We start from the raw sequence: 14,776 nt of genomic DNA on the forward strand, positions 1-14,776 counted from the left end.
GATCCACCCGGCGACGACGCGGCCGTCGCGGCGATTTCGACACAGATCCGCCATCGCCTCGGCCGTGCTGGGTAGGGTTGTTGTACGAGCACGCACATTGCTCATGATCGGAGTCGTGCTCATACTTGGGCTCCGATCATGATGAGAACACGGCGGCGCGAGGCGGACCCGGAGGCGAGAGCCTGCGTAACCGCGTAGGGCCCGGCAGCGCCGCCCATCGAACAGAGGGAGGTCGGCTGCCATGGCACAAGAGCAGACCAAGCGCGCCGGGGGCGGCGACGAGGACGAGGGTCAGGAAGGCGTCGACGCCGCCGGTCAGGAACGTCGCGAGAAACTGGCCGAGGACACCGACGACCTGCTCGACGAGATCGATGACGTGCTCGAGGAGAACGCCGAGGACTTCGTCCGCGCGTACGTGCAGAAGGGTGGCCAGTGACCGCGGGTGATCCGATGCGTCTCCAACCGGGGTACGCACTCTCGTCCTTCACCGAGCACCTGCGCTCACACGCACCGGAACTGTTGCCGGGCAACAGGTTCGCCGCTATCGACGGTGCCGCCGGAGTTTCCGGCGGCACCGCCGCGAAGGAGGTCGCCCCGCACGGCACCACCATCGTGGCGGTGAGCTTCCGCGGCGGCGTGCTGATCGCGGGCGACCGGCGGGCCACCCAGGGCAATCTGCTGGCCAGCAGGGATATGGAAAAGGTGTACATCACCGATACCTTCTCGGCCGCGGGCATCGCGGGCACCGCGGGCATGGCCGTGGAGATGGTGCGGCTGTTCGCCGTGGAGTTGGAGCACTACGAGAAGATCGAGGGCATCTCGCTCACCTTCGACGGCAAGGCCAACAAGCTGTCGAAGATGGTGCGTGACAACCTGCCCGCGGCATTGCAGGGCCTGGCGGTGGTCCCGGTTCTGGTCGGCTACGACCAGCACGCCACCGATCCCGATCGGGCGGGCCGGATCATCTCCTACGACGTGGTCGGCGGCCGCAGCGAGGAGCGATTCGGCTACACCGCCGTCGGCTCGGGCTCGATGTTCGCCAAGACGTCGCTGAAGAAGTTGTACGCCAAGGGAATCGATGAGACGCGCGCGCTGCGCATCGCCGTCGAGTCGCTGTTCGACGCCGCCGACGACGACACCGCCACCGGCGGACCGGATCTGGTGCGCGGTATCTACCCGACGGCGGTGCTCATCACCGCGGACGGCGCCGAGGAGGTCACCGAGGCGAGGCTCGAGGAGATCACCCGCGCGATCGTCGCCGACCGGGAGGCCGCCGAAGAAGGGAGTGCCCCCGCATGACGCTGCCGTACTACGCGTCGGCCGAGCAGATCATGCGCGACAAGACCGAGCTCGCGCGCAAGGGCATCGCTCGTGGTCGCAGCGTCATCGTGCTGGTGTACGACAAGGGTGTGCTGTTCGTCGCGGAGAATCCCTCCGCCACGCTGCACAAGGTGAGTGAACTCTACGACCGCGTCGGGTTCGCGGCCGTGGGCAAGTACAACGAGTTCGAGAATCTGCGCCGCGGCGGCATCCTCCAGGCCGACCTGCGCGGATACCAGTACGACCGGCGTGATGTGTCCGGCCGGGCGCTGGCCAACGCCTACGCGCAGACGCTCGGGTCGATCTTCACCGATCAGCTCAAGCCCTACGAGGTCGAGCTGTGCATCGCCGAGGTCGGCTATCCCGAGCAGTCCGCGCCGTCGGTGCTCTACCGGATCACCTTCGACGGCTCCATCGTGGACGAACGCGAATTCGTGGTGATGGGCGGCACGACCGAACCCATCACGACCGCGCTGAAGTCGTCCTACGCGGCGGGTCTGAACCTGGCCGCGGCGCTCGGCATCGCGGTGAAGGCGTTGCAGGCGGGTATTCCCGACACCGACAAGCGCACGCTCGGGGTCGCCTCGCTCGAGGTCGCCACCCTGGAGCAGGCGCGGCCGCGGCGGGCCTTCCGGCGCATCGCGCACGAGCAGTTGCAGCGGCTGCTCGACCAGACCGCCGAAGGCGGCGAGGCATCCGATGCCGAGTCCGCCGGGGCCGGGGACGAAACGTCCGCGTCCGAGTAGAAACCCTTCGGGCCCGCGTGGGGAGCACGGTGGAATTACCGCTCCCGACGCGGGCTCGCCGCATAATTTTCGTGCTGTCGCCGAGAAGTCGCGGGGCGGCTCTCACCTGGCGCCGCCCCGTGGAAACGGACAAATCGCGCCAAATCGTTGTGAAGACGTATGCGTCGGTGTTGTCCGCAGCGCCACGCGGGGGCGTCCGTTGGTTGTAATGTCGATGATGTGCAGCGACGAATTATGGGGATCGAGACCGAGTTCGGTGTGACATGCACCTTCCACGGTCACCGTCGGCTGTCCCCCGACGAGGTAGCCCGGTACCTTTTCCGCCGGGTCGTGTCCTGGGGCCGTAGCTCTAACGTATTCCTTCGCAACGGTGCTCGGCTGTACCTCGACGTCGGCTCGCATCCGGAATACGCCACGGCCGAATGCGACAACCTGCATCAGCTGGTCACCCACGATCGCGCGGGTGAGCGGGTGCTGGAGGAATTGCTGATCGACGCCGAACAGCGGCTGGCCGAGGAAGGTATCGGCGGCGATATCTACCTGTTCAAGAACAACACCGATTCGGCGGGCAACTCCTACGGCTGCCACGAGAATTTCCTCGTGGTGCGCGCGGGCGAGTTCTCCCGGATCTCCGATGTTCTGCTGCCGTTCCTGGTGACCAGACAGTTGATCTGCGGCGCCGGAAAGGTGCTCCAGACGCCCAAGGCGGCCACCTTCTGCCTGTCGCAGCGGGCCGAACACATCTGGGAGGGCGTCTCCTCGGCGACCACCCGTTCGCGTCCGATCATCAACACGCGCGACGAACCGCACGCCGACGCCGAGAAATATCGTCGACTGCACGTCATCGTCGGCGATTCGAATATGGCCGAGCCAACGACGATGCTCAAGGTCGGCACCGCGGCGCTGGTGCTCGAGATGATCGAGGCGGGCGTGGCGTTCCGCGATTTCGCGCTGGACAACCCCATCCGGGCGATCCGCGAGGTCAGCCACGATCTCACCGGCCGCCGTCCGGTGCGGCTGGCGGGCGGGCGGCAGGCCAGCGCACTCGACATCCAGCGCGAGTACTACGCCCGCGCCGTCGAGCATCTGCGCAACCGGGACCGCGATCCACAGATAGACCAGGTCGTCGACCTGTGGGGGCGCACACTGGACGCGGTGGAGGCGCAGGATTTCGCCAAGGTCGACACCGAGATCGACTGGATCATCAAGCGCAAGCTGTTCCAGCGCTACCAGGACCGCTACAACATGGAGCTGTCCGATCCCAAGATCGCCCAGCTGGATCTGGCCTATCACGACATCAAGCGCGGCCGCGGCGTCTTCGACCTGCTCCAGCGCAAGGGGCTGGCCAAGCGGATCACCGAGGACGAGGCCGTTGACGCGGCGGTCGACACCCCGCCGCAGACCACCCGGGCCAAACTGCGCGGCGATTTCATCACCGCGGCGCAGGAGGCGGGCCGCGATTTCACCGTCGACTGGGTGCACCTGAAGTTGAACGACCAGGCGCAGCGCACCGTGCTGTGCAAGGACCCGTTCCGCTCGGTCGACGAACGGGTCGACCGTCTGATCGCCTCGATGTAGAGCGCATGGCACCGTGAGCCGCTCACCCGCCGGTGGGCGGCTCACCCGCTTCCGACCGGGAATCAGTCCTCGGCGAGGTAGCGCTCGACCGTTTCCACCTTGGCGTTCATGGCATCGGTCACGCCGGGGCGGATATCGGCCTTGAGCACGAGACTGCATCGCGGCGCGACCGTGAGGATCGCGTCTGTCGCCTCCTTGATCACCGCCATGACCTCGTCCCATTCGCCCTCCACCGTGGTGAACATGGCGTCGGTGCGATTGGGCAGTCCGCTGGCGCGGACCACGCGAACGGCCTCGGCGACGGCGCGGCCCACGTCGACGCCGGTGCCGAGCGGGGTCACGGAGAAGGCGACGAGCATCGGGGTCTCCCTCGGGATAGGGCGGATGAATCGCGCGCCGCCGCGCACACGGCGCGCAGCGCAGATTACCCTCTATCGGGTGGCGATATCCAAGGTCGAGCGGCTGATGAATCTGGTCATCGCGCTGCTGTCGACCCGTCAGTTCTTGACGGCGGAGCGGATTCGGGACAGCGTCGCGGGCTACGAGGACTCCGCGAGTGACGAGGCATTCAGCCGGATGTTCGAGCGCGACAAGAACGAACTGCGCGATCTGGGCATTCCGCTGGAGGTGGGGCAGGTCAGCCGGTACTCGACCGTCGAGGGCTACCGTATCAATCGCGACGCCTACGAACTGCCCGATATCGATCTGTCCGACGAGGAGGCGGCGGCGGTCGCGGTGGCGGTGCAGATGTGGGAGTCGCCCGAACTCGCGGCGGCGGCCGAGGGCGCGCTGCTGAAACTACGGGCGGCGGGGGTGCACGTCGAGACCGACGCCGCGGTGGCCTCGGTGCCCGCCGTGCCCGCGCGCACCCGCGGATCGGAACCGGTGCTCGGTAAGCTCCTCGCGGCGATCGACGCGGGTCAGGCGGTGCGCTTCGAACACCGGGGCGCGGTCAACGCGCCCTACCTCATGCGCGATGTGGAACCGTGGGGCGTGGTGACCCGGCACGGCCGCTGGTATCTGGTCGGCCACGATCGCGACCGCGACGCCGTGCGCAGTTTCCGACTCTCGCGCATCGGCGACGACATCACCGCCTACGGTCGGGTCAACGCCGTGCGTAAACCGGCGGGTGTCGATCTGCGGTCGGTCGTGGACCGCGCCACCAGCAGCGCGCCGGTGACCGGTTCGGCGACGGTCTGGGTAGCCGACGGGCGCGGGCGCGATCTGCGCAGGCTGGGCAAGGCGGTCGGGGACCGGGTAATCGGCGGCCGCTCCGGGGTCGTGGTCGAACTGCCGGTGCGCTCCTGGGACTGGGTGGCGCGGCTGATCACCGGACTCGGCGCCGACGCACTGGTAATGGAACCGGAGGAACTGCGCGTCGACGTCGTCGCGCGCCTGCGGTCGGTGCGCGAGCATACGGAGGTCGCGCTGTGAGCAGCAGACTGTCGGTGCGGCTGTCGCGGTTGCTGAACATGATCCCGTACTTCATCGCCAATCCGGGGATCAGCGCGGCCGAGGCCGCCGCCGACCTCGGGGTGACCACCAAACAGTTGATGAGCGACCTGAATCAGCTGTGGATGTGCGGTCTGCCCGGATACGGGCCAGGCGACCTGATCGACCTGTCGTTCTCCGAGGAGAGCATCGAGGTCACCTTCTCCGCGGGCATCGACCGCCCGCTGCGCCTGACCTCCACCGAGGCGACTGCGCTGCTGGTGGCCCTGCGCTCGATCGTGGAAATGCCGGGAATGGTCGATCCGACCGCCGCCCACGCGGCCATCGCCAAGATCGAATCGGCCATCGCGGGCGTCGACGCGGCCGCGCCCGAGGCGGGCGCTGGTCCGCTGCCGCCGGTCGAGGCCCCCGCGGTGGCGACCGTGCGATCGGCGCTGGCCCGCGGGCGTGCGCTGCGGCTGGTCTACTACTCGGCCAGCCGTGACGTGGTCTCCGAACGCATCGTCGACCCGATCCGCACCGTGATGGTGGACAACAACAGCTACCTACAGGGCTGGTGCCGCCAGGCGGAAGGCGCGCGGCTGTTCCGGTTCGATCGGATCGAAGCCGCCACCGAACTCGACGAGCCCGCGCGTCCGCCGAGTCACGCGACCTCGGTCGCGGCCGGACTCGACCTGTTCCAGGACGATCCCGCGGTCCCCGTGGCACGACTGCGGATTCGCGCCGACTACGGCTGGGTGCTCGACCAGTACCCGATGAACAGGCTCGCGGTGAACGCCGACGGGAGCCTCGAGGCCACCATGCGCTTCGCTACCTTGGATTGGATGGCGCGGCTGCTGCTCGGATTCGGGTCCGGGGTGACCGCACTCGGCCCGCCCGAACTCATCGCCGCCGTGTTGGAGCGTTCCGACGCGGCATTGGCGGCGTATTCGGAGAGCGGGCTCGACATCTGATGAACGTCGTGGTTCTCGGCGCGGGCAGCATCGGCGTCTACGTGGGCGGTCTGCTCGCGAGCGCGGGCGCGCGGGTCACCTTCGTCGGGCGGCCCCGAGTGCTCGACGAGATCACCGCCAACGGCCTGCGACTGACGGACTTGGACGGCGCATCGGTGTCGGTCGAGCCCGGCCGCTTCCACACCGCCACCGCGACGGCCGACGCCGATGTCGAGGCCGCCGACCTGATACTTGTCACCGTGAAATCGGCCGCCACCGCGGCGGCGGCGCGCGAACTGGTTGGCCGGACCAAGCCCGACGCCTTGGTCATCAGCCTCCAGAACGGCATCGGCAACGACGCGGTGATCCGGGAGATCCTGCCCAACCGCGTGGTACTGGCGGGAATGGTCATGTTCAATGTCGTGCGTCATCCGGGCGGGCGATTCCACCGCGGTACCGAGGGCGGTATCGCGGTGGCGGACGACGCGGCGCTCACCGAGGTCGCGCGGCTTTTCGACCGCGCGGGGTCGACGCTGCGCCGCTATCCCGACCTGCTTCCGGTGCAGTGGGCCAAGCTCCTGCTGAATCTGAACAACCCGATCAACGCGCTGTCCGGGCGTCCGCTGCGCGAGGAACTCGCGGACCGGAACTACCGCCGATGCCTTGCCATGACACAGGGCGAGGCGCTCGCTGTCATGAACAGAGCGCGAATTCGGCCCGCACGTCTGACGCCGCTGCCCCCGAAACTGATGACCCGGCTGCTGACCGTTCCCGACGCGCTGTTCCGCCGGGTCGCGGGTAAGGTACTGGCCATCGATCCGCTGGCGCGATCGTCCATGGCCGACGATCTGGCATCGGGCCGCAAGACCGAAATCTCATGGCTCTGCGGCGAAATCGTGGAACTCGGCGCCATGGTCGGCATGTCCACCCCGGTGAACCAGCGGCTCGTCGAATTGATCGTGGCGGCCGAACAGGGCGACCGTCGGACCTGGACCGGACCCGAACTTCTCGAGCAGTTGCGTGCCGCCCGGCACCTGAACGGCGGAAGAACGCGGACTGACCGGGCCATTCGCCGACGGGGTGTCCGGTAGCATCGAAACAGACCACAGTCTTGGGAGGTATAGATGTCAGGCACGTTCAGCTGGACGCACCTGCTGATCATCGCGTTGCTGTTCGTGGTGCTCTTCGGTGCGAAGCGCCTGCCGGATGCCGCGCGCGGTCTCGGTCGTTCGCTGCGGATCTTCAAGAGCGAGATGAATCAGATGCAGAAGGAGGAGACTCCTTCCACGGCCGCGGCTCCCGCACAGCAGCCCGCGCCGCAGCAGCTTCCCACCGGCCAGTCGGCGACCGCGCAGGCGCAGCCGCAGGCCGAGCAGAAGTCTGCCTGATTCCCCTTCGATCCCATCGGGGTGAGTTCGGCTCACCCCGATCAGCGCTGTTCGGCCTGAAGTGGCACCGTCGCGGCGCGCGGCGTTCATACGCGGCGTTCATACTCAGGGGCACATCTACCTATGCGAATCCCGTTCGATCCTCGGCACAGCAGGCGCAGGACGAATCCCGACGGCACCATGTCGTTGGTCGAACATCTCCAGGAACTGCGCAGCAGACTGCTGAAGTCGCTGGCCGCCATCTTCCTCACGACCATCATCGGATTCCTGTGGTATTCGCATACGTTCTTCGGGCTCGAGAGCCTCGGTGACCTGCTGACCGGGCCCTACTGCTCGCTGCCGCCGGAGGCTCGCGCGACACTGAGCGCCGACGGCGCCTGCCGCCTGCTGGCCACCGCGCCGTTCGAACAGTTCATGCTGCGGTTGAAGGTCGGTTTCACCGCGGGCGTGGTGCTGGCCGCCCCGATCTGGCTGTATCAGCTGTGGGCGTTCATCACCCCGGGCCTGTACGCCAAGGAACGCCGCTACGCGGTGGGATTCGTCACCTCGGGATCGCTGCTGTTCGCCACCGGCGCGGTGCTGGCGTACGTCGTGGTCGCGCACGCCCTGCAATTCCTGCTGACCATCGGCGACAACGTGCAGATCACCGCGCTGAGCGGGTCGCAGTACTTCGGGTTCATCATCCAGTTGCTGATCATCTTCGGCGTCAGCTTCGAGACGCCGCTGGTAATCATCGGTTTGAACCTCGTCGGCGTGCTCACCTACGCGCGCCTCAAGGCGTGGCGGCGCGGCCTCATCTTCGGCCTGTTCGTCTTCGCGGCCGTGGTCACCCCCCAGGACCCCTTCTCGATGCTCGCCCTGGCCTGCGCGCTCACGGTCCTGTTCGAAGTCGCCGTCCAGTTCGCCCGATTCAACGATCGTCGCCGGGCCAAGCGCGAGGCCGAGACCGCGCTGCACGACGACGAGGCATCCGAGATCGACCGGGCCGAACCACTCGATCTCAGCGAGACGATGTCGGAATCCGGCGTGAAATCCGGGCGAGCGGACTACTCGGACACCCTCTGACCCGCGGGCGCGGCGTGACGCGCCGCGTTCGCCGTCACGCCCGTCGGAAATCTGGGCGACCCGTGTCGGAGTACTCGGATACTCTCTGACAAGTGACACTTGATCGGTCGCGAACAGGCGAGTTGGCCGAATTCTCCGCAGCGCTGAAATTCACCCTCGATCCGTTCCAGCGGGAAGCGTGTGCGGCGCTCGAGGACGGGCACGGGGTGTTGGTATGCGCGCCCACGGGTGCGGGTAAGACCGTAGTCGGGGAGTTCGCGGTACATCTGGCACTGGCCGCGGGCGGGAAATGCTTCTACACGACGCCGATCAAGGCGCTGTCGAACCAGAAGTTCGCCGATCTCACCGAGCGCTACGGACGCGACAGCGTCGGTCTGCTCACCGGGGACCAATCGATCAATCCCGACGCGCCCGTGGTCGTGATGACCACCGAGGTGCTGCGAAATATGCTCTACGCCTCCTCCGACGCGCTGCGCGGACTGTCGTTCGTCGTCATGGACGAGGTGCACTATCTGGCCGACCGGTTCCGCGGCGCGGTGTGGGAGGAGGTCATCCTGCATCTGCCCGCCGATGTGCGGCTGGTCAGCCTGTCGGCGACGGTCAGCAACGCCGAGGAGTTCGGCGCGTGGATGGAAACCGTGCGCGGCAACACCGCTGTCGTGGTCGACGAGACGCGGCCGGTGCCGCTGTGGCAGCACGTCATGGTCGGGCGGCGCATGTTCGACCTGTTCGACAGCGATTCCAGTGAGCAGAGGGTGCTCGTGGACGAGGATCTGGTGCGCTACATCAAGCACCGCGAGGCCGCCGACCGCATGAACGGCTTCGGCTCGCGCGGGCGCGGCGGCCCGCGGCGCGACTTCCGGCCGCTGCCGCGTCCCGAGGTGCTGGCCAAACTCGACGAGGAAGGGCTGCTGCCCGCCATCACCTTCATCTTCAGCCGGGCGGGCTGCGACGGCGCGCTCGCCCAGTGCCTGCGGTCGCGGCTGGATCTGAGCCGGGCCGAGGACGCGGCGCAGATCGATGAGGTCATCGAGCGGCACACCGGCGATCTGCCCAAGGGCGATCTCGAGGTGCTCGGGTACTGGGATTGGCGCGAGGCGCTGCACCGCGGACTCGCCTCGCACCACGCGGGCATGCTGCCCGCCTTCCGCCACACCGTCGAGGAACTGTTCGTGCGCGGACTCGTGCGCGCCGTCTTCGCCACCGAGACCCTGGCTCTCGGCATCAACATGCCCGCGCGCACGGTGGTGCTGGAGCGGCTGGTGAAGTTCAACGGCGAGTCGCACGCGGAGCTGACCCCGGGGGAGTACACCCAGCTCACCGGTCGCGCCGGCCGCCGCGGCATCGATGTCGAGGGCCACGCGGTGGTGCTGTGGCAGCCGGAAGTGGACACCAGCGCCGTCGCCGGTCTGGCCTCCACCCGCACCTATCCGTTGCGCAGTTCCTTCAAGCCGGGCTACAACATGTCCATCAATCTCATCGACCGCATGGGCGCGGTCGAATCGCGCGCCCTGCTGGAACGGTCGTTCGCGCAGTTCCAGGCGGACCGTTCGGTGGTGGGGTTGGTGCGCGGCATCGAACGAAACGAGGGGCAGCTGCGCAAATTGCGCGGTCAGCTCGGCGACGCCGAAGGCGGCTTCCTGGAATACATTTCGCTGCGCGAGCGGATCAAGCAGCGCGAGCGGCAGTTGGAGCAGCAGACCCGGTCGGATCGGCGCGGTGCGGCGGTGAGCGCGCTGACGGCGCTGCGCCGCGGCGACGTGGTGGCGATTCCGTCGGGCCGCCGGGCCGGGCTCGCGGTGATCCTGGAGCCGGACGCCACGCCGGGCGATCCGCGTCCGCTGGTGCTCACCGAGGACAAGTGGGCGGGCCGGGTTTCGGTGGCCGATTTCCCGGTGCCCGCCGAGGCGCTCGGACATATGCGTTTGCCGCGCCGGGTCGACCACCGCACCGCGCGCACCCGGCGCGATCTGGCCTCGGCACTGCGCGACACCGGCATCTCGCCGCCGGGTCGCCAGCGCCGGGGCAAGCGTTCGGGCGCGGCCGACGATCGCGAACTGGCCACGCTGCGGCGCAGTCTGCGCTCCCATCCGGCGCACACCCGGCCCGACCGGGAGCAGATGAGTCGCGTCGGGGAACGCTACAACCGGCTGCTGCGCGAGACCGAGGCCATGCGCCAGAGAGTTGCCGCCACCACGAACTCGCTGGCACGCACCTTCGACCGGATTCTCGGGCTGCTCGAGGAGCGCGGATTCGTCGACGGCGGCGAGGTCACCGCGGACGGGCGTCGGTTGGCGCGGATCTACACCGAAAGCGATCTGCTGGTGGCCGAATGCCTTCGGCAGGGACTGTGGCGGGGGCTCGGCCCGGCCGAGTTGGCGGGCGTGGTGTCCACATTGGTCTACGAATCGCGCCAGGAGGGCGGATATCTGGGGGCAGGTGGTCCCACCGAACCGATCCGCCGCGCGGTCGGCGCGACGATGGGGGTGTGGAGTCAGCTGCGCACCGACGAGATCAGGCACAAGTTGGCCCCCACCCGAGAACCCGATCTCGGCTTCGTCGCGGGCATCTACAAATGGGCGCGCGGCGACGGGTTGGCCGAATCGTTGCTGGCCAGCGGCGATCAGGGCTCGCCGCTATCCGCGGGTGACTTCGTCCGGTGGTGCCGACAGGTGATAGACCTGCTCGATCAGATCCATTCCACGGCCGACGACGTCGAGGTTGCCGCGACCGCGGCCAAAGCGGTTCGGGCCATTCGACGGGGTGTCGTTGCGGTGGACGCCGCGTAGACGATTCACTTGTGATTTGATTTCTTCGCGTACCGACCGTGGTGGAGGAGTCGCACGCGGCATTGCCGGGGCGGGGAGTGCGACGACACGCCGTCGGGGGGCTACCGTGTGAAGTAACGATGCGAGTGGAGGCAAGCAGATGAGCGGCCCGTACGGACCGAACGATGGGGACGGACGCAACGATCCCACGCAGGTGTGGAGCGGCGGACAGCAGACCCCCGGCGGGGCGGGGCCGACCCAGCAGTGGGGCGCGCCGCAGAGCAATCCGTCCCAGGCGCAGCCGACCCAGCAGTGGGGCGGTCAGCCACAGCAGTGGGGGCAGCCGCAGACCGGTGGTCAGCCGCAGTGGGGCCAGCCGCAAACCGGTGCGCAGCCTCAGCAGCAGTGGGGCCAGTCCCAGCCGCAGTGGGGTCAGCAGCCTCAGCAGCAGTGGGGCCAGTCCCAGCCGCAGTGGGGCCAGCAGCCCCAGCAGCAGTGGGGTCAGGGGCAGCCGCAACCCACCCCGCCGTCCGGCGGTAAGGGCAAGGGCCTGTTCATCGGTCTCGCCGTGCTCGCCGTATTGGTGATCGGTGCGGTCGTCGCGCTGGTCGTCGTGCTGACCTCCAAGGACAAGCTGGATCAGGCCGCCGTGCAGAACGGTGTCAAGAAGGTGCTCACCGACTCCTACGGCATCCAGGACGTCGCCGATGTCTCCTGCCCGTCGGGTCAGGAGGTCAAGGTGGACGCCACATTCGAATGCACGCTCAAGGTGAGTGGTGAGCAGAAGAAGGTCAATATCAAGATCACCAATGACAACGGCACCTACGAGGTCGGCCGTCCGAGCTGATTCCGCTCGTCTCGCCGGAATTCCGCCGCCGGATGTCTCGCGTCGCGCGAGACATCCGGCGGTCTGCGTTTCCGCCGATCAGACGGTGCTCGCGAGTGCGGCGATCAGTCGGGTGATCGGGCTCTCGGCGTTGTAGTCGACGGCCAACTGCCGCAGGCGGGCCGGATCGGCGGGTGCGGCGGGCAGCAGATCCGGGCGGGACAGTTCCACCTCGGCGTCGCGCACCACGCGCACCACCGGGGCGGCCGCCTTCAGATAGTCCTCGGCGGCACGGAGTTTGGCGCGCACCCCCGCGGCCAGTTCCGATTCAGGATCGTCCACGGCGGCCACCAGCGCCTCGAGCGAACCGAAGCGCGAGATCAGGGTGGCGGCGGACTTCTCGCCGATGCCCGCGACGCCGGGCAGACCGTCGGAGGCGTCGCCGCGCAGGGTGGCCAGATCCGCGTAGCCGGGGCCCGCGTTCGCCACGGGCACACCGTATTTCGAGGCCACGTCCGCCGGGCCGAAGAGTTCGGCCTTGGCCAGACCGCGGCCCGCGTAGAGCACGCGCACCGGCGGGTGCGGCTCGTCGCGTACCAGTTGCAGCAGATCGCGATCGCCGCTGACGACCACGACCGGATCGGTGCGCTCCCGGTCGGCGAGGGTGCCGAGCACATCGTCGGCCTCGAGCCCCCGCGCGCCGCCGGTGGCGATGCCCGCGGCGGCGAGCACCTCGAGGATCATGTCGACCTGCGGGGTCAGCTTGTCGGGTACCTCCTCCGCGCCCTCGGCCGCGCCCGGTTGGGTGGCGAGCCGGTGCGCCTTGTAGGAGGGCACCAGGTCGACGCGGTAGCGCGGACGCCAGTCCAGGTCGAGGCAGACGACCAGGCGGCGGGGATTGTGCCGGGTGATGAGCGCGGCGACCATATCGGTGAAGCCGCGCAACGCGTTCACCGAGCGCCCGTCCGGTGCGGTGATCTTGTCGGGGATGGCGAAGAACGCGCGGAACCACAGACTGGCCCCGTCGAGCAGCAGCAGGGGCGCCGCGGAAGTCGCAGAGGTCACGCGCCAGAGGCTACCCGCACGTGCCGACAGCGCGGGGAGGTCGAAGAACGGACCAGTCGTTCCGATTCAAGGGCGCGCCGCGCCGGGTAACGTCGGACACTATGAGTGCGCACACGGAGTCCAGGTTCGCGGCGGATGTGTACGGAGAGCGGCTCGAGCGTGCGGTGGAGTTGATGCGGGCCGCACATCTGGATGCCCTGCTCATCACACCGGGTCCCGATCTGCGCTACCTGATCGGATCGGCGGCGCAGTCCTTCGAACGGCTGACCTGTCTGGTGATCACCGCCGACGGCGCGACACCGTCGGTGGTGATCCCGAAGCTGGAACTGGCCGGGCTCGCGGGCTCGGCGGCCGGTGAACTCGGCCTCTCGGTGCTCGACTGGGTGGACGGGGTGGACCCGTACCAACTCGTGAAATCGACACTGCACGCCGGATCGCGGGTGGCCGTGGCCGACGCCATGCCCGCGCTGCACCTCATACCGCTGGCGACATCCTTCAGCGGACTGCCGGTCTCGGCGACCCCGGTGCTGCGCGAATTGCGCATGGTCAAGGACGCCGCCGAGATCGACGCGCTGCGGCGGGCGGGCGCGGCGATCGACCGGGTACACGCCCGCATGGGCGAGTTCTTGCGCGTCGGGCGCACCGAGGCAGAGGTCGGCTCGGATATCGCGGCGGCCATCGTGGCCGAGGGGCACACCGCGGCGGAATTCGTCATCGTCGGCAGCGGACCGCACGGGGCCGATCCGCACCACGAGGTCTCGGACCGGGTCATCGAATCCGGCGACGTGGTGGTGATCGATATCGGCGGGCCGGTGCCGCCGGGCTACTTCTCCGATTCGACTCGCACCTACGTCCTCGGCGAGCCCGCGGCCGATATCGCCGAGCGCTGCGCGATCCTCGAACGCGCGCAGGCCGCGGCCGTCGCCGCCGTGCGACCCGGGGTCAGCGCCGAATCCGTCGACGCCGCCGCCCGAGATGTGTTGACCGAGGCCGGATTCGGTGACGCCTTCGTGCACCGCACCGGTCACGGCATCGGACTGTCGGTGCACGAGGAGCCCTATATCGTCGCGGGCAGCGATCTCACGCTGCGCCCGGGGATGGCCTTCAGTATCGAGCCCGGCGTCTACTTCCGCGGCGAATGGGGTGCGCGCATCGAGGACATCGTTGTGGTCACCGCGGACGGCTGCGAATCGATGAACACCCGGCCACACGGCCTGACGGTGCTCTGACCCTCAGCGCAGGGTCCGGCTGGACATCACACGCTCGACCCGGATGGCGATCACGACCCGGGTCGGGTTCTCGCGCGGCACCCGGTAGCGTCCCGCGTATCGACGCTCGGCCTCGGCGACGCTGTGCGGATCGTCGAGGACGGTGGCCGGTCCCTCCAGGGTCAGCCAGCGCACGCCGTCGACCTGGCTGACCGCCGCGTATCCGTACCGGCGCGCGTTGCGCACCTTCACCGACCCGTCGTTGGTGATGATCCGGGCCAGTCCCGCCTCGGGGTCCCAGGTGAAGCCCACCGCCACGACGTGCGGCGTGCCGTCGGCGCGCAGGGTGGTCAGGGTCGCGAGGTGGCGTTCGGTCACGAAGTCGATCGCGGCGGGACTGAGTTGCGCGGTTCCGGTTGGCATCCGTC

15 protein-coding genes are annotated in these 14,776 nt (G+C 68.5%); 12 read left to right on the forward strand and 3 right to left on the reverse strand.

What is annotated here, in order from left to right:
• Window positions 1-241 precede the first annotated feature (241 nt).
• The 4 genes from APZ21_RS10750 (at window position 242) to pafA (ending at window position 3,644) form a co-directional block, all read left to right on the forward strand.
• Complete coding sequence (locus APZ21_RS10750; protein WP_054813108.1) at window positions 242-436, forward strand: ubiquitin-like protein Pup; 195 nt, start codon at window positions 242-244, stop codon at window positions 434-436.
• Window positions 437-450: 14 nt separating this feature from the next.
• Complete coding sequence (prcB, locus tag APZ21_RS10755; protein WP_054813197.1) at window positions 451-1,299, forward strand: proteasome subunit beta; 849 nt, start codon at window positions 451-453, stop codon at window positions 1,297-1,299.
• Complete coding sequence (gene prcA, locus APZ21_RS10760) at window positions 1,296-2,066, forward strand: proteasome subunit alpha (protein WP_054813109.1); 771 nt, start codon at window positions 1,296-1,298, stop codon at window positions 2,064-2,066. Before prcB ends, prcA begins: the two co-directional genes overlap by 4 nt.
• A 219-nt stretch (window positions 2,067-2,285) precedes the next feature.
• Window positions 2,286-3,644, forward strand: a complete 1,359-nt coding sequence (pafA, locus tag APZ21_RS10765; RefSeq protein ID WP_204249081.1) for a Pup--protein ligase — start codon at window positions 2,286-2,288, stop codon at window positions 3,642-3,644.
• Between the two features lie 62 nt (window positions 3,645-3,706).
• On the opposite strand, the gene APZ21_RS10770 is transcribed toward pafA, so the two are convergent.
• Window positions 3,707-4,003 carry an MTH1187 family thiamine-binding protein gene (locus APZ21_RS10770; protein WP_054813111.1) on the reverse strand — a complete coding sequence of 99 codons (297 nt, stop codon included), beginning with the start codon at window positions 4,001-4,003 and terminating at the stop codon, window positions 3,707-3,709.
• 79 nt (window positions 4,004-4,082) lie between these two features.
• On the opposite strand from APZ21_RS10770, the gene APZ21_RS10775 reads away from it, so the two are divergent.
• The 7 genes from APZ21_RS10775 (at window position 4,083) to APZ21_RS10805 (ending at window position 12,096) form a co-directional block, all read left to right on the forward strand.
• Window positions 4,083-5,078: a helix-turn-helix transcriptional regulator gene (locus APZ21_RS10775; RefSeq protein ID WP_174553552.1), complete on the forward strand. Its 996-nt coding sequence runs from the start codon at window positions 4,083-4,085 to the stop codon at window positions 5,076-5,078.
• A complete protein-coding gene (locus APZ21_RS10780; protein ID WP_054813112.1) occupies window positions 5,075-6,049 on the forward strand; it encodes a helix-turn-helix transcriptional regulator in 975 nt (324 codons plus the stop codon). The genes APZ21_RS10775 and APZ21_RS10780 overlap by 4 nt, the downstream gene beginning before the upstream one ends.
• On the forward strand, window positions 6,049-7,119 hold the full coding sequence (locus APZ21_RS10785) for a 2-dehydropantoate 2-reductase (protein ID WP_054813113.1): 1,071 nt from the start codon (window positions 6,049-6,051) through the stop codon (window positions 7,117-7,119). Before APZ21_RS10780 ends, APZ21_RS10785 begins: the two co-directional genes overlap by 1 nt.
• Window positions 7,120-7,152: 33 nt before the next feature.
• Complete coding sequence (tatA, locus tag APZ21_RS10790; RefSeq protein ID WP_054813114.1) at window positions 7,153-7,416, forward strand: Sec-independent protein translocase subunit TatA; 264 nt, start codon at window positions 7,153-7,155, stop codon at window positions 7,414-7,416.
• A 123-nt stretch (window positions 7,417-7,539) separates the two neighbouring features.
• Window positions 7,540-8,481 carry a twin-arginine translocase subunit TatC gene (gene tatC / locus APZ21_RS10795; RefSeq protein WP_054813115.1) on the forward strand — a complete coding sequence of 314 codons (942 nt, stop codon included), beginning with the start codon at window positions 7,540-7,542 and terminating at the stop codon, window positions 8,479-8,481.
• Between the two features lie 92 nt (window positions 8,482-8,573).
• Complete coding sequence (locus APZ21_RS10800) at window positions 8,574-11,270, forward strand: DEAD/DEAH box helicase (RefSeq protein ID WP_054813116.1); 2,697 nt, start codon at window positions 8,574-8,576, stop codon at window positions 11,268-11,270.
• Window positions 11,271-11,409: 139 nt separating this feature from the next.
• Entirely contained in the window at window positions 11,410-12,096 is a 687-nt protein-coding gene (locus APZ21_RS10805; protein ID WP_054813117.1) for a DUF4333 domain-containing protein, read from the forward strand.
• A gap of 78 nt (window positions 12,097-12,174) precedes the next feature.
• Here APZ21_RS10805 and APZ21_RS10810 read toward each other — a convergent pair whose 3' ends face one another.
• Window positions 12,175-13,140: a 5'-3' exonuclease gene (locus APZ21_RS10810; protein WP_054813118.1), complete on the reverse strand. Its 966-nt coding sequence runs from the start codon at window positions 13,138-13,140 to the stop codon at window positions 12,175-12,177.
• 101 nt (window positions 13,141-13,241) lie between these two features.
• Here APZ21_RS10810 and APZ21_RS10815 point away from each other — a divergent pair, with 101 nt between their 5' ends.
• Window positions 13,242-14,369, forward strand: coding sequence for a M24 family metallopeptidase (locus tag APZ21_RS10815; RefSeq protein WP_054813119.1), 1,128 nt, complete (start codon window positions 13,242-13,244; stop codon window positions 14,367-14,369).
• A 3-nt stretch (window positions 14,370-14,372) separates the two neighbouring features.
• Here the strand turns inward: APZ21_RS10815 and APZ21_RS10820 are convergent, their stop codons facing one another.
• Window positions 14,373-14,771, reverse strand: a complete 399-nt coding sequence (locus APZ21_RS10820) for a PPOX class F420-dependent oxidoreductase (protein ID WP_054813120.1) — start codon at window positions 14,769-14,771, stop codon at window positions 14,373-14,375.
• Window positions 14,772-14,776: the final 5 nt, after the last annotated feature.

This window comes from Nocardia arizonensis (genome assembly GCF_001310275.1).
Classification (GTDB): Bacteria; Actinomycetota; Actinomycetes; order Mycobacteriales; family Mycobacteriaceae; genus Nocardia; species Nocardia arizonensis.

Excerpts from the sequence above, each read along its gene's own strand:
- tatC (WP_054813115.1), top strand. The coding sequence starts at position 7,540 with ATGCGAATCCCGTTCGATCCTCGGCACAGCAGGCGCAGGACGAATCCC.
- prcA (WP_054813109.1), top strand. The coding sequence starts at position 1,296 with ATGACGCTGCCGTACTACGCGTCGGCCGAGCAGATCATGCGCGACAAG.
- APZ21_RS10805 (WP_054813117.1), top strand. The coding sequence starts at position 11,410 with ATGAGCGGCCCGTACGGACCGAACGATGGGGACGGACGCAACGATCCC.
- APZ21_RS10815 (WP_054813119.1), top strand. The coding sequence starts at position 13,242 with ATGAGTGCGCACACGGAGTCCAGGTTCGCGGCGGATGTGTACGGAGAG.
- APZ21_RS10785 (WP_054813113.1), top strand. The coding sequence starts at position 6,049 with ATGAACGTCGTGGTTCTCGGCGCGGGCAGCATCGGCGTCTACGTGGGC.
- prcB (WP_054813197.1), top strand. The coding sequence starts at position 451 with ATGCGTCTCCAACCGGGGTACGCACTCTCGTCCTTCACCGAGCACCTG.
- APZ21_RS10820 (WP_054813120.1), bottom strand. The coding sequence starts at position 14,771 with ATGCCAACCGGAACCGCGCAACTCAGTCCCGCCGCGATCGACTTCGTG.
- APZ21_RS10770 (WP_054813111.1), bottom strand. The coding sequence starts at position 4,003 with ATGCTCGTCGCCTTCTCCGTGACCCCGCTCGGCACCGGCGTCGACGTG.
- tatA (WP_054813114.1), top strand. The coding sequence starts at position 7,153 with ATGTCAGGCACGTTCAGCTGGACGCACCTGCTGATCATCGCGTTGCTG.
- APZ21_RS10750 (WP_054813108.1), top strand. The coding sequence starts at position 242 with ATGGCACAAGAGCAGACCAAGCGCGCCGGGGGCGGCGACGAGGACGAG.